Annotated in this window: 21 protein-coding genes; 17 read left to right on the top strand and 4 right to left on the bottom strand. The window is 39.2% G+C overall.

All coding sequences use genetic code 11. From position 1 onward, the window contains the following. The gene (locus CLV81_RS12800) at positions 1-759 is read right to left on the bottom strand and encodes a tetratricopeptide repeat protein (RefSeq protein WP_106145504.1); all 759 of its coding nucleotides are present in this window, start codon (positions 757-759) and stop codon (positions 1-3) included. A gap of 126 nt (positions 760-885) precedes the next feature. Between CLV81_RS12800 and recF the strand changes: the two genes are divergently transcribed. From recF to CLV81_RS12785, 3 genes are read left to right on the top strand one after another with little or no spacing between them, the layout of a single operon-like run. Continuing rightward, on the top strand, positions 886-1,968 hold the full coding sequence (gene recF / locus CLV81_RS12795; RefSeq protein ID WP_106145503.1) for a DNA replication/repair protein RecF: 1,083 nt from the start codon (positions 886-888) through the stop codon (positions 1,966-1,968). A gap of 1 nt (position 1,969) precedes the next feature. Next, complete coding sequence (locus tag CLV81_RS12790; protein ID WP_106145502.1) at positions 1,970-2,392, top strand: lipocalin family protein; 423 nt, start codon at positions 1,970-1,972, stop codon at positions 2,390-2,392. Further along, complete coding sequence (locus tag CLV81_RS12785; RefSeq protein WP_106145501.1) at positions 2,393-2,689, top strand: DciA family protein; 297 nt, start codon at positions 2,393-2,395, stop codon at positions 2,687-2,689. It begins immediately after the preceding gene. Between the two features lie 47 nt (positions 2,690-2,736). Here CLV81_RS12785 and CLV81_RS12780 read toward each other — a convergent pair whose 3' ends face one another. Beyond that, positions 2,737-3,156, bottom strand: a complete 420-nt coding sequence (locus CLV81_RS12780; RefSeq protein WP_106147530.1) for a nucleoside-diphosphate kinase — start codon at positions 3,154-3,156, stop codon at positions 2,737-2,739. 49 nt (positions 3,157-3,205) lie between these two features. Next, complete coding sequence (locus CLV81_RS12775; RefSeq protein ID WP_106145500.1) at positions 3,206-4,252, bottom strand: alkaline phosphatase D family protein; 1,047 nt, start codon at positions 4,250-4,252, stop codon at positions 3,206-3,208. Between the two features lie 78 nt (positions 4,253-4,330). Here CLV81_RS12775 and CLV81_RS12770 point away from each other — a divergent pair, with 78 nt between their 5' ends. The 4 genes from CLV81_RS12770 to CLV81_RS12755 all read left to right on the top strand — a co-directional run bounded on the left by CLV81_RS12770 (position 4,331) and on the right by CLV81_RS12755 (position 8,238). Then, positions 4,331-5,347, top strand: a complete 1,017-nt coding sequence (locus CLV81_RS12770; protein ID WP_106145499.1) for a DHH family phosphoesterase — start codon at positions 4,331-4,333, stop codon at positions 5,345-5,347. Further along, on the top strand, positions 5,344-5,898 hold the full coding sequence (gene gldI, locus CLV81_RS12765) for a gliding motility-associated peptidyl-prolyl isomerase GldI (protein ID WP_106145498.1): 555 nt from the start codon (positions 5,344-5,346) through the stop codon (positions 5,896-5,898). The genes CLV81_RS12770 and gldI overlap by 4 nt, the downstream gene beginning before the upstream one ends. Positions 5,899-5,906: 8 nt before the next feature. Further along, entirely contained in the window at positions 5,907-7,019 is a 1,113-nt protein-coding gene (locus CLV81_RS12760; protein WP_106145497.1) for a peptidylprolyl isomerase, read from the top strand. A 151-nt stretch (positions 7,020-7,170) separates the two neighbouring features. Further along, positions 7,171-8,238 (top strand): DUF3810 domain-containing protein, encoded by a 1,068-nt coding sequence (locus CLV81_RS12755; RefSeq protein ID WP_106145496.1) that lies wholly within the window; start codon positions 7,171-7,173, stop codon positions 8,236-8,238. A 5-nt stretch (positions 8,239-8,243) separates the two neighbouring features. On the opposite strand, the gene CLV81_RS12750 is transcribed toward CLV81_RS12755, so the two are convergent. After that, the gene (locus CLV81_RS12750) at positions 8,244-9,038 is read right to left on the bottom strand and encodes a DUF6503 family protein (protein ID WP_106145495.1); all 795 of its coding nucleotides are present in this window, start codon (positions 9,036-9,038) and stop codon (positions 8,244-8,246) included. A gap of 68 nt (positions 9,039-9,106) precedes the next feature. Here CLV81_RS12750 and CLV81_RS12745 point away from each other — a divergent pair, with 68 nt between their 5' ends. From CLV81_RS12745 to CLV81_RS12700, 10 genes are all read left to right on the top strand, one after another. Further along, positions 9,107-9,910 (top strand): TrmH family RNA methyltransferase, encoded by an 804-nt coding sequence (locus CLV81_RS12745; RefSeq protein ID WP_106145494.1) that lies wholly within the window; start codon positions 9,107-9,109, stop codon positions 9,908-9,910. A gap of 3 nt (positions 9,911-9,913) precedes the next feature. Beyond that, positions 9,914-11,146, top strand: coding sequence for a M48 family metallopeptidase (locus CLV81_RS12740; protein ID WP_106145493.1), 1,233 nt, complete (start codon positions 9,914-9,916; stop codon positions 11,144-11,146). A gap of 44 nt (positions 11,147-11,190) precedes the next feature. Next, complete coding sequence (locus CLV81_RS12735; protein ID WP_106145492.1) at positions 11,191-13,395, top strand: RelA/SpoT family protein; 2,205 nt, start codon at positions 11,191-11,193, stop codon at positions 13,393-13,395. Between the two features lie 39 nt (positions 13,396-13,434). Continuing rightward, a complete protein-coding gene (locus tag CLV81_RS12730; RefSeq protein WP_106145491.1) occupies positions 13,435-13,890 on the top strand; it encodes a Fur family transcriptional regulator in 456 nt (151 codons plus the stop codon). Positions 13,891-13,903: 13 nt separating this feature from the next. Continuing rightward, positions 13,904-15,172, top strand: a complete 1,269-nt coding sequence (locus CLV81_RS12725; protein WP_106145490.1) for an adenylosuccinate synthase — start codon at positions 13,904-13,906, stop codon at positions 15,170-15,172. Positions 15,173-15,357: 185 nt separating this feature from the next. Next, complete coding sequence (locus tag CLV81_RS12720) at positions 15,358-15,801, top strand: hypothetical protein (RefSeq protein ID WP_106145489.1); 444 nt, start codon at positions 15,358-15,360, stop codon at positions 15,799-15,801. Between the two features lie 249 nt (positions 15,802-16,050). Beyond that, the gene (locus tag CLV81_RS12715) at positions 16,051-16,602 is read left to right on the top strand and encodes an AAA family ATPase (RefSeq protein ID WP_106145488.1); all 552 of its coding nucleotides are present in this window, start codon (positions 16,051-16,053) and stop codon (positions 16,600-16,602) included. A 104-nt stretch (positions 16,603-16,706) separates the two neighbouring features. Further along, complete coding sequence (locus CLV81_RS12710; protein ID WP_245912013.1) at positions 16,707-17,162, top strand: VOC family protein; 456 nt, start codon at positions 16,707-16,709, stop codon at positions 17,160-17,162. Positions 17,163-17,176: 14 nt separating this feature from the next. Beyond that, positions 17,177-17,812 carry an HAD family hydrolase gene (locus tag CLV81_RS12705; protein WP_106145487.1) on the top strand — a complete coding sequence of 212 codons (636 nt, stop codon included), beginning with the start codon at positions 17,177-17,179 and terminating at the stop codon, positions 17,810-17,812. 86 nt (positions 17,813-17,898) lie between these two features. Then, complete coding sequence (locus CLV81_RS12700; RefSeq protein WP_106145486.1) at positions 17,899-18,717, top strand: DNA alkylation repair protein; 819 nt, start codon at positions 17,899-17,901, stop codon at positions 18,715-18,717. Positions 18,718-18,784 lie beyond the last annotated feature (67 nt).

The raw sequence follows: 18,784 nt of genomic DNA, 5'->3' as shown, positions 1-18,784 counted from the left end.
TTAATTCTTGGATAATCCAATAACCACATCAATATTGTTTGCCTCTTGTGCTGAGGAAAAGTCATTTTTGATGCGCTCAAAGTAACCAAGGGCTTTATCCTTTTGCCCTAAATTTAAGGCCACAACCCCGGCTTTGTATAGAAAACGTGGTGTAGTATAATCATTAGCATCATGATTGAACGCCTTTTCATAATACTCCAAGGCATCTTCTTTTTGGTTCAGTTGTGCAAAAGCATCACCAATACCTCCCTTGGCCATAGCTCCCAAAATGGCATCATCCGAAGAGAAATCTTCCAAGTAGGATATTGCATCCTGATATTGTTGAAGGTTCAAATAGGCCATACCTGCAGAATACTTGGCCAGATTTGCGGCCTTGGTACCTTTATATTCCTCCATAATGTCAAGAAAGCCATACTTACCCTGCGCCCCGTTCAATGCCAAACCAAAAAGAGAATCTCTTTCCGTTTCGTTGGTCAAAGCTTGGTCAAAATACTGTTGTGGATAAAACAATTCGTTAGCTGCCGAAGCTTCTTTTGGCTTTTGAATGAATTCATTATACCCTAAAAATGCCAATACGCCCACAGCAACTATACCAATGGCACCTAAAATATAGCTTTGGTTTTTTCGGACCCAAGCCTCCGTCTTCGAGGCACTTTCATCCAGCGTACTAAAGACTTCTGCCGTAGTACTGTCTTCATCTATCCTAACTTCCTCTACTTTATTCTTCGGTTTAAAGCCCCGCTTCTTATATGTAGCCATTCTTTGTTTTATTAATCGCGCAAAAATAAAGTTTTTATCCAAAATCGAAAGGCTATTTATTCGTTATTTTTGGAATCTTTAAATCGTCGACACCTTGTTGATTGTTATCGGAAGACTTCTTACAATATGTTTTTAAAACGCTTGTCCTTAGTTAATTACAAAAACTTTGATTCCATTAATTTGGAATTTGACCCGGTCATTAATTGTTTGGTGGGAAACAATGGAGTGGGCAAGACAAACATCTTGGACGCCATTTATCATCTTTCCTTTGGAAAAAGTTACTTCAATCCCGTATCTACCCAAAACATTAAATACAATGCTGATTTTTTTATGCTCGAAGGTGAATTTGAGAAAGAGGGCAGGAACGAAAAGATTACTTGTGGTTATAAGAAAGGATTGAAAAAGGTCATCAAACGTAACGGCAAGGCATATGAAAAGTTTTCAGAGCATATTGGCTTTTTACCCTTGGTGATTATATCTCCGGCGGACCGTGATTTGATTATTGAAGGCAGCGAAACCCGGCGAAAGTTCATGGATGGGGTTATTTCCCAATCCGATAAAGTCTATCTGCAGAACCTTATCAAGTACAATAAGGTATTATCGCAAAGGAACTCTCTTTTGAAATACTTTGTGGCCAACAATACTTTTGATGGAGATACCCTGGCCATTTACAATGAGCAACTTCATACCTTAGGTACCGATATCTTCAGCAAAAGAGAAACTTTCATTCAAACCTTCCTTCCTATTTTTCACGAACAGTATGCTCATATTTCCGAAAAAGGTTCTGAAAAAGTTGATTTGATCTATGAAAGTCAATTAACCAGCGCCCCACTAAAAACACTATTGGAAAATTCTGTGGAAAAAGATAGAGCACTTCAGTACACCAGTGCTGGGATTCACAAAGATGACTTGAGCTTTACCATTGAAGGACATCCAATCAAGAAGTTTGGAAGTCAAGGACAACAAAAATCATTTTTGATTGCCTTGAAATTAGCACAGTTCCATTTTATTAAAGAGCAAGCTGGCACCACCCCTATTCTGCTTTTGGATGACATTTTTGACAAACTGGATGAAAATCGGGTGGGGCAAATTGTGGCTTTGGTCAATAACGAAAGCTTTGGACAGTTGTTTATTAGCGACACACATGCCGATAGAACCGAAAAAGTGGTAAGCAACATCCAACAGAGCTATAAAATCTTTACTTTGTAGTATGAAGCGATTGGTATTCTTGGCATCCCTAGTTTTGTTGATTTCCTGTGCTGACCAAAAGGTCAATAAAGAGGATTTGCATCATTTAAATGGGTATTGGGAAATTCAGAAAGTGGAATTCCCAAACGGTCAAATCAAAGAATACAAAGCCAATACTGTGGTGGATTACATTCAAATAGATGGCGAGAAAGGAATGCGAAAAAAAGTACAGCCCAAGTTGGATGGTACTTTTATTATCACTGAAGATGAAGAATCTTTTGATTTAATCGCTAAAAACGAGGGCTATTCCTTCCACTACAATAATGGTTTAAGTGAGCGACAAGAGAAATTGACAACATTGGATTCCCTATCCTTCTCCACTCAAAATGAGGAAGGCATACGTTATTTTTATATTAGATTTGAACCTATTTCAATCCAGTTTTAAATGGCCAAAAGACAAAATTCATATCTTCCTTTGAATGAGGCGCTGCAGGAGTTTATCAAGGAAAGTAAACTTCAAAAAGGGATGGATAAGGTTGATGCCCGAAGAGCTTGGGAAGAACTTATGGGAAATGGGGTCAATAGCTATACCAATGCTGTTGAATTAAAAGGAGATACCTTGTACGTTTCCTTATCCTCATCAGTTCTTAGGGAAGAGTTGAGTTTGGGAAAAACCAAGATTATCTCTATGCTCAATGAGGCTTTAGGGCAAGAGTTAATTCGAAAATTAGTACTTCGATAAACAAAAAAAGCCGCTCTATCGAGCGGCTTTTTTAGTATAGGTTTTGTTTAGAATACTTCTCTTCCAGAAAAGTGAAAAGCACCTTCAATTGCAGCATTGTCATCACTATCTGAACCATGCACAGCATTTTCAGCAATATTGGATGCATACAACTTGCGAATAGTTCCTTCTGCGGCTTCTTCGGGGTTAGTAGCTCCAATGAGCGCTCGGAAATCTTCAACAGCGTTGTCTTTTTCCAAGATTGCCGCTACAATAGGACCGCGAGTCATGAATTCCACCAATTCGCCAAAAAATGGTCTTTCTTTATGAATAGCGTAGAACTCCTCAGCATCTCTCTTGCTCAATTGTGTATATTTCATTGCCACAATCTTAAAGCCAGCACCTGTTATTTTTTCCAAAATTGCACCAATATATCCGTTTTCAACGGCATCTGGTTTAATCATGGTAAACGTTCTATTTCCAGTCATTTTTTCAAAATTTTGCGCAAACATACGCTTTTTCGTTCAAGGTACAAGGCTAATAGGCTTGTTTCAATTCCTGGTAAACCTTTCCGTTTTCGCCCATAATTTTCATGACGGCCGTCTTTTTGTCCATATTCAAGTGTATGATGCCATAGCTTGGTACAGAAACCACCTCTCCTACTCTATATTTATTGGGTTCAGAAGTAAAGCTGGAATATGAATGGGTAAGACCACTACTGGTAAAATCAATTAGGGGATAGGTCAGACCAGGTAAGTTAGTTTTTGAAAACTCAGAAATATGACGATCGCCTGAAAGCACCATAACTCTTCTGGCTCCAGAGTCTGAAATAAGCTTTTTCAATTTCTCTACTTCTGACGGAAAATTGCCCCAAGTTTCAAAACCGTGCTCCTTGGAAAGAAATTGAATACTGGTCACTATTAAATTAAAATCAGCAGTTGAATTCTGAAGTTCCTTTTCCAACCATTCCCATTGGTCTCTCCCCAGAACTGTTGATTCTGGTGAGGTGTTGATTTTGTATCGTCTTCCCGCAGCCCTATCTTTTTCTAAATTGCTCCGGAAATAACGTGTATCCAAAACAATTACTTTAACCGTCCCTTTTGGATGGGTAAACATATGCGAAGCGTAAACTCCTTTTCGTTCCCTACGAATATCCTCTTCTGGCACTCCCATAAAATCCAGAAACAATTGTTGACTAGGTTCCTTCATGACATACTCTATCCCTGCATCGTTTTTTCCATAGTCATGGTCATCCCAAGTTCCAATAACCGGAACTGCGTTCAACAAGGCTTTATAACCTGGATTGCTCAATTGTTGATTGTACATGGATTTCATTTCTTCCATGTTTTCAGTATCGGCATAAATATTGTCCCCTCCCCAAATCCAAACGTCCGGATTCTCTTTTAAAATATCATCCCAAAAAGGATTTTCAACGTTTTGCTTGTTACAGGAACCAAAGGCCACTACAAAGGGTGATACCTCTTCTTTTTTGATATCTGTATTTTTTTCAGAAGACAGCTTTTGAGCTGATTTACAGCCTATAAAAAGCCAAATCAGAAAAAAACAGGATACAAAGTTTTTCATTTCAAGGAATATTTGACGGTCAACAAAAATAGCCTTTCGCAAGTTACCTCTATATTATATTATTGTATATTTGGCCGCATGAATTTAGAAGATATCTCGACCGTAAAGTCGCTTCTTTCCACACCCCAAAACATCGTTATTGTACCTCACAAAAACCCAGATGGAGATGCTATAGGTTCTTGTTTGGCTTTGTATATTTTCCTCAAGGAAATGGGTCAAAAATGTAGTGTTATCTCACCTAATGACTATCCCAAATTTTTAAAATGGATGCCAGAAAATGGTTCTATTTTAAATTATGAAAAGTCGCAAAGCAAATGTGAAGAAGTTTTCAAAGAAGCTTCTTTGATATTCACTTTGGATTTCAATGATTTTTCAAGGACCGGGGCTTTGGAAAGTATATTACAGAAGAGTAATGCAGATTTCATCATGATAGACCATCATCAACAACCAAGTGATTATGCTAAAGTCACCTATTCGGATGTTTCCATGAGTTCTACCTGTGAGATGGTTTATAATTTCATCCTGTATGTGGATGGAGGTGATAGAATCAACAAGTCCATAGCCACCAACCTTTATACGGGAATCATGACTGATACGGGTTCGTTCAAGTATAGTTCGACCTCCAGCAAAACGCATAGAATTGTTGCCGATTTGATTGACAAAGGAGCGGAGAACATGAGAATTCACAGTCAGGTTTTTGATACAAATTCCCCGTCACGCCTTCATTTACTCGGAGTTGCCTTAAAGAATATGGTGATTCTGAAGGATTATCGTACCGCTTTTATTACGCTAAGTCAAGAGGAGTTGGATGCAAATAACTTCAAGAAGGGGGACACAGAAGGTTTTGTCAACTACGGTCTTACTTTGGAAGGTATAGTGCTTGCAGTGATTTTCATAGAAAATCGAGAAGAAGGCATTATAAAAATATCCTTCCGTTCTGTGGGTGATTTTTCGGTCAACGAATTCGCAAGAAATCATTTTAATGGCGGAGGACATACCAATGCTGCGGGGGGAAGAAGTAACATATCACTTGAAGAAACTGTTGCTAAATTCAAAACCGTTTTGGCAGCGTACGAAAATCAGTTGAAATCATGAGAGCATTATCCATTTTGATGTTAGCCTTAGCGATGGTTGCTTGTGGAGGTCCAGAACCTCGTCGTCCCATTAAAGTCAAATCGGGAAGTTTCTTCAAGGAATCAGTGGAACGTAACAAGTTGTTGTTGGCCAAGGAAGAAAAAATCATCCAAGAAATTATCAGCAAAGACACGCTGCACGAATATGCTACCAGCCCCAATGGTTTCTGGTATTATTATGATGTAAAAAATGATACTGCCCAATACACCCCAAAAACGGATGACCAAATCTTGTTCTCTTACAACATCAGAACATTGGAAAATGATACGGTTTACAGTATGCAAGACATTGGTCCTACGTCATATACAATAGACAAGGAGCAATTGTTCCCAGGGCTTCAGAATGCAGTAAAACTTTTGAAAGTCAGCGAAAGGGCCACATTTGTGTTTCCCTCCTTACAAGCCTATGGATATTTGGGTGATGGTGAAGCCATTGGACCCAGAACACCCATAAAATCAACTATCGAGCTCCATACAATAATAATCAATCAGGATAGTTTAAATCTTAAATAACAAATCAAATGAAAAAATCCCTTTTTATCATCAGCCTACTGGTATTGACCTTTTTGGGTTGCAAATCGAGTAAATATGCTGAGTTGGGTGATGGTGTTTTTGCCGACATACAAACTAACCAAGGCGACATCGTTGTAAAACTGGAACACCAAAAAACTCCGGTCACCGTTGCAAATTTTGTATCGCTAGCGGAAGGAAACAGTCCATTTGTAAGTGAAGACTATAAGGATAAGCCATACTACGACGGTCTCATTTTTCACCGCATTATCAAAGACTTCATGATTCAGGGTGGCGACCCTACCGGAACAGGTAGTGGAAATCCGGGTTATAAGTTCAAAGACGAATTTCACGATTCATTGTCCCACTCCAAAAAAGGGATTTTATCCATGGCCAACTCTGGACCAAAAACTAACGGAAGCCAGTTCTTCATTACCCATAAAGAAACACCATGGTTGGATGGAAGACACACCGTATTTGGCGAAGTGGTTTTAGGAATGGATGTAGTAGATTCGATTGCAAGTGTGGAAACGGGAACCGCAGGAAGGGATAGACCCAATGTGGATGTAATTATGAACAAAGTGGAAATTGTTCGTCAGGGAAAAGAAGCTAAAAAGTTTGATGCACTTCAAATTATGGCAGATTACTTCGAGGAGGAGAAGCAAGCCGAAGCCGCCTTTAAAAAAATGATAGAGGACTTGGTAGCGGGATTTGAACAGCAAAAACAAAGCGCAGAAGAAACTTCAAGTGGACTTAAGATTCAAAAACTAACCGAAGGAAATGGGGAACAACCCAAAGTAGGACAAAACGTCTTGGTCAATTATGCAGGGTGGCTTGCCGACGGAACTCTTTTTGATAGTAATGAAGAGGAGATTGCCATCAAATTCAATAAGTTCGATAGCCGAAGAAAAGAGCAAGGGGGCTATTTTCCAGTACCAATGCAATACAGCCCTGAAGCTAGGTTGATACCTGGCTTCAAGGAAGGATTACAGACCATGAAGGTTGGGGATAAAATACGTCTATTTATTCCTCCACATCTAGGCTATGGTGCACAGGGAGGTGGACCCATTCCTCCAAATGCAGATTTAATCTTTGATTTAGAGATTACGGGAATCCAAGAATAGTCATTACTCAGAACATATAAAAGCCACCTTAATTTGGTGGCTTTTTTATTTTCGAATGGTCAGACTTAAAGAAATCTAAATTAATTGTTCATCCCAGATTTAAAGGCTAGTTTAGGAATTGAAAAACTTTACAAGGAGTCTTACTTTTTTCATGAGAAAGAGAACAAAAACAGTTTTATTGTGGTTCTTCCCGATACAAATAGCGCTTGTGAAATGGGCTTCATATAACCCCGATTTTATCGAGAACTACTATAGCAATGGCATTTATCCGTTTATTTCCAAAGCGTTGCGCCTTTTGTTTGGTTGGATCCCTTTTTCAATAGGTGACATTCTATATTTTGCTTTGTTTGTTTTTGTTGTTCGATACTTTTATAAAAACTGGAAGTCAATAAAATCCAAACCCCTTTATTTACTTAAGGACATCGGAGTTTTGCTCTCTGTGGTTTACTTCTTGTTTCATTTTCTCTGGGGCCTTAATTACCATCGGCAACCTATAACTTGGAAATTGGGATTGGAACGAGAGTATTCAAAGGAGGAGTTGGTTTCTTTCATCCATTATCTTACCCAACGATCAAATGCTTATCAAACAAATATTACGGGAGATAGCCTTTCTCCGGTACATGTCCCTTATTCCAAAAAGGAAATCTTTCAGGGAACGGAACTTGGTTATGAACAACTAAAAAAGGAACATCCAGATTTTGAATATTCCTTTTCAAGTCAAAAGTCTTCATTATTCAGTATACCCCTAACGTATATGGGATATGGGGGCTACTTGAATCCTTTCACCAACGAAGCACAAGTAAACGGAATTACCCCAAAGTTCAGGCTGCCCACAGTGAGCGGGCACGAAGTGGGCCATCAATTGGGTTATTCCGCAGAAGATGCCACCAATTTCATAGGTTTTTGGGTAGCTTCAGTGAATGAGGACCCTTATTTTAAATATGCTGCCTACTCCCATGCCTTGAGTTATTGTCTTTCCGATTTAGCTAGAAAAGACGAAAAAAAGTTCAAGGAAATGATAAAACTATTGAATCCAGGAGTCCGCGAAAACTTTAGGGAACTTTCACGATTCTGGTCCAAATATGAAAACCCGTTAGAGCCCGTTTTCAAATCCATTTTCAATACCTTCCTGAAAGCGAACAATCAAGATGAAGGTATAGAAAGTTATAATTCGGTGGTAGGCTTACTCATCAGCTTTCACAAGAAATACGGTTTTTAAAAAAACTAGTTCTTCTTTATCTCAACAAATTCAGCACCTTCAGGTTTTTCATAAAAATCGGCTTCTTTAGCATCAGTAGACAAAGAAACAGATTCAAAAGTCAAAGTATTCGCTGGTTCCAAAAGCGTTCTTCCTTCATATTTGTACCATGAGATTGAATTGGGCAATACTACACCATTAATGTCGGTCCAATCATCATATCGAATCCATTTGACATTATCCGAAACTTCGCCACTGCGATAGGTTACCGTATAGCCCAACCAAGCCATTTCATTAGTATCAGGGTCATAATGAATAAAGTACTGGTCTTTAGAGGAGGCACCTACTCCACTTTCATAACTGATTTCAATGCCAGGATAGTTCTTGCCTTCAAATTCCAAATCCTCGGTGTCCCCATAAATAATGCCTTCATCCGCCAGAACAAAGGGCATGGCATAGAAGTAGAATATTAGATTATGGTAAAACCCAACGTTACCGGTGTACTTCTTTTCGGTATCCAATAACCAAGCTTGCTCACCGTCAAATCCCATTGAAAAGATTTCAGTGTCAATTCTATCCTTTCTTGAGTATAAATCAATAGTATGCACCTCCTTAAAATTTGGTTTTTGTAAAGCATACGTCATGGTTCTCTTTTGTCTCCAGGCATCCATCCCTCCATGTCGTTCAAGTACTTTGCCCAAAGCTTCTGGGTACTTAGGTTTTTCAATTTCTACAATTTCTTCCTTTACCTCCTCTTTCTTAGGGGCAGGTTTACAGGCCGCAATGGCCAAAATCAATACTACAATACCTATTTTTCTCATTTTTAAGTTGTTTTGCGTTTTGTCGGATATGGATATACAAGATTACAAGAAAATGTACTTTTGAAACCATGATTCATGATAAACTGATAAGCAGTATCCAGAATCCTTTGATAAAAAAGATAAAGCTGCTCCAAGAAAAATCCAGAGAGCGCAAAAAAACAGGTCTTTTTGTAATTGAGGGAAAACGGGAAATACAATTGGCGAAAAAGGGTGGGTATACCATTGACCAACTACTGTATTCCAAAGAAATTATTGATTTTTCCATTGAAGATTTTATAGCAGATTTTCCCGAAACTTCATGTGTTGAAGTTAGCTATGCAGTTTATCAAAAACTTGCCTACAGACAGTCAACTGAAGGGATTTTAGCTGTTGCACAAGGTAAATCCCATACCTTGGAGAATATTCATTTTTCCTCCAAAAACCCACTTGTTTTGGTTGCCGAAGCTCCCGAAAAACCGGGTAATATAGGAGCTTTACTTCGCACAGCAGATGCGGCTAGATTAGATGCTGTTTTAATCGCAAATCCAAAATCGGATGTTTACAATCCCAATATTATACGTTCTAGCGTAGGCTGCGTTTTTACTTCTCAGATAGGATTGGGAAGTACCGAAGAAATTATATCGTTATTAAAAAACAACAGAATCAGTATTCGTTGTGCGGCCCTATCGGCTTCAAAAACCTATACGGAATCCAATCTTACTGGACCATTGGCACTAGTGGTCGGCACGGAATCTTCAGGTTTGACCGACGAATGGTTGAAAAATTCCGATGAAAATCTAATTATCCCTATGAAGGGCGAAATAGACTCCATGAACGTATCCGTGTCGGCCGCAATTCTTATCTTTGAAGCTGCGCGTCAAAGAGGATTTTAGCCTATGGGAGAAACTACGCTATTCTACATTATTATCTTTATTCTTGTGGCGCAATATCTGGTTCACCAGCTGTTGGAATACCTAAACGCCCAACGTTTTTCTTCTACTGTGCCCGAAGAACTTAAAGATGTTTTTAACAACGAGGAATACCAAAAATCGCAGCGATACAAGCGTACCAAATATCGATTTAGTCTCTTTTCGGATGGATTTTCACTGGTTTTCACTTTAGCCTTTCTATGGTTTGGAGGGTTTGAGTGGATAGATTCATTGGTACGCTCCGTTATCGAGGACGTAATACCCATGGCATTGCTTTTCTTTGGTCTCATAGCATTGGGAAGCAATATTGTCGGCATCCCTTTTTCATATTACCAGACATTCACCATTGAAGAAGCCTATGGTTTTAACAAAACGACCAAGCGTCTCTTTTTTGTGGACATCCTGAAGGGCTGGTTGTTGACCATTCTGATTGGAGGAGGCATTTTAGCATTGTTCATCTGGTTTTATCAATGGACAGGTCCTAAGTTTTGGATATACACCTGGATTCTCTTTGCCGTGGTTATTCTGTTCATGAATCTGTTTTACAGTCGCTTTTTTGTTCCATTGTTTAACAAACAGACACCACTAGATGACGGCAGTCTGAAACACGCCATTGAAAACTATGCGAAACAAGTGGGTTTTGAGCTGAACAAGATTTTCGTGATAGATGGTTCCAAACGTTCAACCAAGGCAAATGCTTACTTTTCCGGTTTTGGACGGGAGAAGCGAATAACCTTGTTCGATACGCTTATCAATGACTTGAATGAAGAAGAAATTGTAGCTGTCTTGGCGCATGAGGTGGGACATTACAAAAAGAAGCATATCATTTTCAATCTGGTGGCTTCCCTGGCACTAACAGGATTGACTCTTTATGTTCTTTCCCTTTTCATAAATACTCCGGAGATTTCGTTAGCAATTGGAGTGTCCCAACCAAGTTTTCATGCAGGGTTGGTAGGTTTTGTTTTGCTGTACAGCCCTATTTCAGAAATCACGGGATTGGCCATGAATTATTTATCAAGAAGGTTTGAATTTCAAGCAGATGACTATGCCAAAATGACATTTGCTGCGACACCATTGATCACTTCACTCAAAAAACTGTCTAAGAATAGTTTGAGCAATCTCACGCCACACCCAGCCTATGTGTTCGTTCACTATTCACACCCACCTTTGGTGGAACGCATACGTAACTTAAAGGCATAATTTTTGTTGTTTACATTTTGGGATTGTGGTAACTTTAATTTACTATGACGGAGGCAGCTATAGAAAAAGAGAACAAAGAAATTGCAAAGCAATACAAGGAATTGCTACGCATCAGCTACCAGACCCTCACTCCAGAGGATAAAAAGCTGATACGCTCGGCATTCGATGTTGCCGTGGACGCACATAAGGACCAGCGGAGAAAATCCGGTGAAGCTTATATCTTCCATCCTATTGCTGTGGCCAAAATAGTTGCTTCAAAGATTGGTTTGGATGCAGTTTCCATTGCTTCCGCCCTACTCCACGATGTTGTTGAGGATACGGAATACACCTTGGATGATATTGAACGTATGTTCGGAGAGACCGTAGCGCGCATAGTAGACGGCCTTACAAAAATAGCACACCTAAAAAAGGATAAGGACATTAGTCAACAAGCAGAGAATTTTAGAAAAATGCTGTTGACACTCCATGATGATGTACGGGTTATCATTATAAAAATTGCCGATCGCTATCACAATATGCTCACTATGGATGCCATGCCTGAGCACAAACAAGTGAAAATAGCTTCGGAAACACTTTATATCTATGCTCCGTTGGCTCATCGCATTGGGCTTTACAATATCAAAACACATCTGGAGGACCTGAGCTTAAAGTATACCGAGCCCGAGGTGTATAAAGACATTCAAGCAAAGATTGAAAATACAGAGGAAGAGCAACTCGCCTATATTGAGGATTTTTCGAATGTAATTAGAAATTCTTTGGACAAGGAAGGGCTCAACTACGAGATTAAGGGTCGAATGAAGTCCACTTTTTCCATCCGCAGGAAAATGAAGGCTCAAAATGTGTCTTTTGACGAGGTATACGACAAGTTTGCCATCCGTATTATTTATAAGTCTGATAGAAAGAATGAAAAGTTCCTTGCGTGGAAAATCTATTCCATTGTAACGGATCACTTCACCCCCAACCCAATCCGTTTAAGGGATTGGATAACCTCCCCAAAATCGACGGGTTATGAAGCACTGCACATTACCGTTATGGGGCCCGAAGGAAAATGGGTAGAAGTACAGATTCGCAGTGAGCGAATGCATGAAATTGCAGAAAAAGGATATGCGGCCCACTTTAAGTACAAGCATGGAGAACAAAAAGAGCAGGGTATAGAAGAATGGTTGAACCGCTTACAAGAAGCCCTGGAAACTTCCAATGGGAATGCGGTCGACTTTGTGGAAGAATTTAAGCTCAACCTGTATTCCAAAGAGATTTTTGTGTTCACTCCCAAGGGTGATTTAAAATCCATGCCCAAAGGTGCCACTGCGCTTGATTTTGCCTTCCATATACATACAGAAATTGGGATGAAGACCCGTGGGGCTCGGGTAAATGGAAAATTGGTACCATTGGGAACCCCACTTCATAGTGGAGACCAGGTTGAGATTATCACCTCAGAAATTGCAAAACCCAACCAGAGCTGGCTGGATTACGCCCAAACCGCTCGTGCTAGAGCTAAAATTCGGTCTTCCCTTAGCGAAGAGAAAAAGGCCATTGCAGCTGAAGGGAAGGAAATTTTGCGTAGAAAGCTGAAATCCCAAAAAATCGACCTCAATGAGGATACAGTCAACAAGTTGGTACAGTATTTCAAACTAAAGACCAGCTTGGACCTTTTCTATCGTGTAGGTATCGGGGTTATTGACAACCAAAAGCTGAAAGAATTTGCTTCTACCTACCACAACGCTTTCTTGAATTTTTTCAAGAACAAAATCCGAAGAAATCCAGCTCCCAAAGATGTCAACAAAGATGAAATTACTGCCAAATACGACATGCTTGTTTTTGGCAAGGAGGAAGAAAAGCTTGCATACAAACTCTCTCAATGCTGCAATCCTATTCCAGGGGATGATGTTTTCGGCTTTTTAAGTGTAAGCGATGGCATTAAAGTGCACAAAAAAAACTGCCCGAATGCCATTTCCATGCAGTCGAACTACGCATACCGCATAATGCCTGCCAAATGGATAGATTCCACTCAAGAGGAGTTCACAGTAGATATTGAACTGACCGGAATTGACAATCTGGGTCTAGTAAACGAGATTACCAACATTATCTCGGATAATATGCACGTGAACATGCGCAACCTCAATTTTAGTGCGGATGGCGGAACATTCAAGGGAAAAATTGCACTGGTCGTAAAGAATAACACCATTTTGAAAAAGCTTATCAACAATTTGAAACAGATTGAGGGAATAGACAAGGTGGACAGAATTTAAATTTTAGCGTACCTTTGTCCTTTAGTTTTGGAACGAACCATGGGGAACAGTAAAAATCAGGAAATTGTAAAGAATGTCTTCACTTCTTTTTTGGAGGAAAAGGGGCACCGAAAGACTCCAGAACGCTATGCCATTCTGCAAGAAATCTATGATAGTGACGACCATTTTGATGTAGAATCGCTTTACATCAAAATGAAGACCAAAAACTACAGGGTAAGCCGTGCCACGCTCTACAACACCATTGAACTCTTATTGGACTGCAAGTTGGTTAGAAAGCATCAGTTTGGTAAAAATCAGGCCCAATACGAAAAATCCTATTTTGACCATCAGCACGACCACGTAATCCTTACCGATACAGGAGAGGTGGTGGAATTCTGTGACCCGCGTATCCAATCCATAAAAAAAACCATTGAGGAGGTTTTTGATATCAAAATAAACAACCACTCGCTTTATTTTTACGGAACCCGAAACAAAGAAGAAAACCTAACCGACTAACCACACACATTTCATGGTAGATTTACTGCTTGGTCTCCAATGGGGAGACGAGGGAAAAGGAAAGATTGTTGATGTTCTTACCAAAGATTACGACATCATCGCCCGCTTTCAGGGAGGACCCAATGCAGGGCATACTTTGGAATTTGATGGTATAAAACATGTGCTCCACACCATTCCCTCCGGTATTTTTCATGAAAATGCAATGAACGTAGTGGGTAATGGGGTTGTAATAGACCCGGTTATTTTTAAAAGGGAGCTGGACAATTTGGAAAAGTTTGACCTGGACTACACTAAAAAGCTTCTGATATCTCGTAAAGCACATTTGATTTTACCAACCCACCGCCTTTTGGATGCTGCATCTGAAACGGCCAAGGGAAAAGCGAAAATAGGTTCAACCTTAAAGGGTATCGGTCCCACCTACATGGACAAAACGGGAAGAAACGGTTTGCGTGTGGGAGATTTAGAGTTTGATACCTGGAAAACCAAGTATCGTAATCTGGCCAATAAGCATGAGGCCATGATTGACTTTTACAATGTGGATATCCAATACGACCTAAAGGAACTTGAAGACGAATTCTGTGAAGGTGTGGATACCCTAAAAAAACTCACCTTTATTGATAGCGAAGAATACATTTTCAACGCCCAGCGCGAAGGCAAAAAAATCTTGGCCGAAGGCGCCCAAGGTTCTCTTTTGGACATTGACTTCGGTACATATCCATACGTAACCTCATCCAATACCACGGCTGCAGGAGCTTGTACAGGACTGGGAGTAGCCCCTAATAAAATTGGGCGAGTACTAGGTATTTTTAAGGCCTATACCACTCGTGTGGGCAGTGGTCCTTTCCCTACCGAACTTTTTGATAAGGACGGTGAAACTATGGGACGCGTAGGCAATGAATTTGGTGCCACTACCGGGCGCCCCAGACGCTGTGGTTGGCTGGATTTGGTTGCCCTTAAATATGCAGTACAAGTTAACGGGGTTACGGAACTTATGATGATGAAGGCAGATGTGCTGAGCGGTTTTGAAACCCTAAAGGTATGTACAGCCTACAAGTATAAAGGTGAAGAAATACAACATTTGCCCTACAATATTGAAAGCGACAATCTTTCCCCTATCTATAAAAGTTTAAAAGGCTGGTCCAAGGATTTGACAAAAATGACCAAAGCTGAGGAATTACCACCAGCCCTAAACGATTACATCGCTTTTTTGGAAGAAGAGTTGGAAGTACCCATCAAGATTGTTTCTGTCGGGCCAGATAGATTACAGACTATACACCGCTAGGTCATAGAATCGGAGGGCAGTGTTAACACCCCGATGGGCGGTGAATACATTTTACATCTTTCCCTCGAAACATGTCTTCCTTCTGGTAAAAGAATATCTTTTTGAGTGTTAAAAGAACAATAGTTTATCATACTCTTAACACAACCTTCCTTGTTTTTTGACGTCTAGACTAAAAATCAAAAAACATGATCAATAGTAACAAACTTTTTCTAGCAACTCTTTCTCTTGTATTATCCCTTTGGCAGACTTCCTGCAACTCTGATGATGATGCCAATGATGATACGAACGCCCAATGTGAAGAGACCATTTGCACGCTGGTTTTTATCCGAATCAACGTTTCGGTAACGGATCAAGATGAAAATCCAGTTGCATTGGACTCATTTACGGTCACCAATTTGGCCAACGGAAATGATATGACCATTTCCCTTTCAGAATCCGAAAGGATCGCTGCCAGAGAAACTGGACTGTACCCGTTGACTCAAGACGGCATACTTGACCTCAATGAGGAGAGACAAATTCAGTTTAAAGGATTTATAAATGATGAAGAGGTTGTGAGCAGCGATTATACAGTAAGTACGGATTGCTGCCATGTAGGCTTGGATTCTGGTGATTTACAGCTCACATTCTAAGGTTTTATTTCTATTACCGGATTGATCTTTACACTTGAACCTTGTTTTGTTTCAACGCTTCAAGGTTCAAGGTTTCAACAAAAGTTTCTTTATCTATCATTTTGGTGGTTTTCTAAAACTTTAATACCCTAACCATACCCACTCCCCCATAAAGCCTGCTATGATTGGCGAATTGATGTTTCCGTTTGACGTATCTTTATAAAAACCTTGTAACCCACATAGCCAAACCAATAATAATAGTCCTTTAAAATGAAAATATTGCTTTTTGGAGCGTCTGGTTCAGGAACAACGACTTTAGGGAATGAAATCGAGAAAAGGACAGATTTTAAGCACTTGGACGCTGATGACTATTATTGGAAAAAAGCCAACCCGCCTTTTCAAGAAAAAATACCTCTAATTGAAAGGAATAAAAATCTGAAAGTGGACTTCAAAAAGTTTGCTAATGTTGTAGTTACCGGCTCATTGGTAAGTTGGGGTAAGGAATGGGAAACTGCGTTTGATTTAGCCATTTTTATTCGAATGGAAAGTACTAAACGAATGGAAAGGCTGAAAAAACGGGAAATTGAACGGTACGGAGAAAAACTTTTGACTGATAAAAAAATCCAACAAAACTCAAAAGCATTTCTGGAATGGGCAAACCAATATGAAAACCCAGACTTCGATGGTCGTTCTTTAAAAGTTCATAACAATTGGATGGAAATACTGGATTGTAAAGTCTTGCAATTAAACGGAGCAACTGAGTTGAACAACAAAGTGGAAATAATACTGAACGAAATAAAAATGTGTTACAACAATGCTTAATGGAAAATTAAAATACATAACCCTATCCCTGATAGTTATATGAAATCACTAGCGATAACTTGAGAGAATTATGGAACATATCAAAAGTTATAACAAGTACTGCAATGCTCACCTGTTTTCTTATGATGACTATGATTTCTTGTAAAACCGACCATTCAGAGAATACGATGAAGGAAACTAAGCGAACGTTTGAAAATCCAGTGGTATACTTTGAAATACCTGTTTACGATATTGACCGTGCAATAAAATTCTATGGTTCTGTATTTCATTTTGATTTTGATAAACAAATTATTGACCACAACGAAATGGCTTTGTTTCCATTTAAAAATGGACAGTTTGGAATTACTGGCGCATTGGCAAAAGGTAAAACTTACAAACCGACCAAAGATGGTGTAATTATCTACTTTAATACCTTAGACATAGAAAACACACTGGAAAACATTGTGGAGAATGGTGGGACGATTCTCTATCCAATTACATCGATTGGAGAACTCGGTTCTGTAGCAGAGTTTGAAGACAGCGAAGGGAATCGAATTGCACTGCACCAAAAGAACAACTAAAAACCAAAAGTCTATTGAAATATAAATGCATAATTTTTGATTGTGACGGAATACTCGTCGATAGTGAAGAAATTTCAAATTCGATTCTTGTAGAGATGGCGAATGAAATCGGAGCAAAAATTGAAATGGAATACGCTCTTGAAAGTTTTGCAGGAAAATCTTTAAAAAGCTGTCTCGAATATATTGAAAAGCGAATTGAAAAGCCTCTCCCTAATGAGTTTGAAAAGAAATTTAGGAGTCGGACTTTTTCAGCATTTAAAACGGATTTAAAACCGATTGAAGGAATACATAACCTACTTGACCAAATTGAAATACCTTTTTGTGTAGCATCAAGCGGACCAGTGGAAAAAATAAGATTGAACTTAACAACAACCCATCTGATTGAAAAGTTTGAAAATCGAATATTTAGTTCTTATGAAATTGGAAGCTGGAAACCGAATCCAAGGATTTTTGAGTATGCCGCTGAAGAAATGGGATTTAAACCAAATCAATGTGCAGTTATTGAAGACAGTATGGTAGGAATTAAAGCTGGATTAAATGGTGGGTTTGATGTTTACGCACTTGTCAATCAAAAAAATAAGGATGAATTCAAAAAAGCCGGAGCACAGGTGTTCTTTGGAATGAACGAACTATACGAATTATTGAATTGAATACATACTAACGGTAACAATGGCTATAAGTAATTGCTTCGTAACTATTCATAGCCGAGACTGTTGTAGCCAATCAAAGCGAACAAATGAATCCAGAAATACTAAACAGAAAAGGGGCAAGAAAAACTCAAGATATTCCCACTGAAGTTATCGAGTTGCTAAACAGTGGAAAAATCGAAACGGTAAATCTGACCGAATGGTTAGGAGTTGATCACTTAAAACTTATCGAAATAGTATTTGCTGAGCTGGGATTTGACCAAGGAGAAATCAATCTGATTTCAAAGGAAATTAAATCACAAAAGAAACCTTCCACAATGAACACAACAAAAGTGATAGGTTCAACACTGTATCAGCTATACTTCAAAACCGAAAAACTGGATGAAGTGTTCAATAAATTAAGTTCCCATTCATCCGATTCGATTCGTTGCTATTCACCCTATTTAATTGGACTCAATGAAAACCTGACTATTGATGAGAAACTAGCTAAGTCCCAAAAATTAGTGGCAGACAAGCATTTTGGAGTGAGAGAAGTGGTTTGGATGGCTTTACGACCGGAGATTGATAAGAATTTGGAGAAATCTATTACAGTTTTATATGAATGGACAAGTAGTGAAGACGAAAATATAAGAAGGTTTACCACTGAGTCAACTCGGCCAAGGGGTGTTTGGTGCAAGCATATTGAAAGACTTAAAAAAAATCCCGAAATAGCCTTGCCGATTTTGGAAAACTTAAAATCCGATAGCTCAAAATATGTTCAAGATAGTGTTGGGAATTGGCTGAACGATGCTAGTAAAACAAAGCCCGAGTTTGTGATAAACCTTTGTGATAGATGGAAAATAGAATCCCCAACCAGGGAAACCGAAAAGATTATCAAAAGAGCAAAAAGAACCATTGACAAAAGATAAGAGACTGCAGCAATGGCCGTAATTTATTATGATGTATCACACCAATAACAAAAACTTACAGCAAACG

The sequence above is a fragment of the Flagellimonas meridianipacifica genome (assembly GCF_003001695.1).
Taxonomy (GTDB): Bacteria; Bacteroidota; Bacteroidia; order Flavobacteriales; family Flavobacteriaceae; genus Flagellimonas; species Flagellimonas meridianipacifica.
The sequence above is the reverse complement of the archived record's forward strand: the minus strand, read 5'-3'. Positions and strand labels throughout refer to the sequence as shown.

Bases quoted from the DNA above. Each gene is read 5' to 3' on its own strand.
- CLV81_RS12800 (WP_106145504.1), bottom strand. From the start codon at position 759: ATGGCTACATATAAGAAGCGGGGCTTTAAACCGAAGAATAAAGTAGAG.
- recF (WP_106145503.1), top strand. From the start codon at position 886: ATGTTTTTAAAACGCTTGTCCTTAGTTAATTACAAAAACTTTGATTCC.
- CLV81_RS12790 (WP_106145502.1), top strand. From the start codon at position 1,970: ATGAAGCGATTGGTATTCTTGGCATCCCTAGTTTTGTTGATTTCCTGT.
- CLV81_RS12785 (WP_106145501.1), top strand. From the start codon at position 2,393: ATGGCCAAAAGACAAAATTCATATCTTCCTTTGAATGAGGCGCTGCAG.
- CLV81_RS12780 (WP_106147530.1), bottom strand. From the start codon at position 3,156: ATGACTGGAAATAGAACGTTTACCATGATTAAACCAGATGCCGTTGAA.
- CLV81_RS12775 (WP_106145500.1), bottom strand. From the start codon at position 4,252: ATGAAAAACTTTGTATCCTGTTTTTTTCTGATTTGGCTTTTTATAGGC.
- CLV81_RS12770 (WP_106145499.1), top strand. From the start codon at position 4,331: ATGAATTTAGAAGATATCTCGACCGTAAAGTCGCTTCTTTCCACACCC.
- gldI (WP_106145498.1), top strand. From the start codon at position 5,344: ATGAGAGCATTATCCATTTTGATGTTAGCCTTAGCGATGGTTGCTTGT.
- CLV81_RS12760 (WP_106145497.1), top strand. From the start codon at position 5,907: ATGAAAAAATCCCTTTTTATCATCAGCCTACTGGTATTGACCTTTTTG.
- CLV81_RS12755 (WP_106145496.1), top strand. From the start codon at position 7,171: ATGAGAAAGAGAACAAAAACAGTTTTATTGTGGTTCTTCCCGATACAA.
- CLV81_RS12750 (WP_106145495.1), bottom strand. From the start codon at position 9,038: ATGAGAAAAATAGGTATTGTAGTATTGATTTTGGCCATTGCGGCCTGT.
- CLV81_RS12745 (WP_106145494.1), top strand. From the start codon at position 9,107: ATGATTCATGATAAACTGATAAGCAGTATCCAGAATCCTTTGATAAAA.
- CLV81_RS12740 (WP_106145493.1), top strand. From the start codon at position 9,914: ATGGGAGAAACTACGCTATTCTACATTATTATCTTTATTCTTGTGGCG.
- CLV81_RS12735 (WP_106145492.1), top strand. From the start codon at position 11,191: ATGACGGAGGCAGCTATAGAAAAAGAGAACAAAGAAATTGCAAAGCAA.
- CLV81_RS12730 (WP_106145491.1), top strand. From the start codon at position 13,435: ATGGGGAACAGTAAAAATCAGGAAATTGTAAAGAATGTCTTCACTTCT.
- CLV81_RS12725 (WP_106145490.1), top strand. From the start codon at position 13,904: ATGGTAGATTTACTGCTTGGTCTCCAATGGGGAGACGAGGGAAAAGGA.
- CLV81_RS12720 (WP_106145489.1), top strand. From the start codon at position 15,358: ATGATCAATAGTAACAAACTTTTTCTAGCAACTCTTTCTCTTGTATTA.
- CLV81_RS12715 (WP_106145488.1), top strand. From the start codon at position 16,051: ATGAAAATATTGCTTTTTGGAGCGTCTGGTTCAGGAACAACGACTTTA.
- CLV81_RS12710 (WP_245912013.1), top strand. From the start codon at position 16,707: ATGCTCACCTGTTTTCTTATGATGACTATGATTTCTTGTAAAACCGAC.
- CLV81_RS12700 (WP_106145486.1), top strand. From the start codon at position 17,899: ATGAATCCAGAAATACTAAACAGAAAAGGGGCAAGAAAAACTCAAGAT.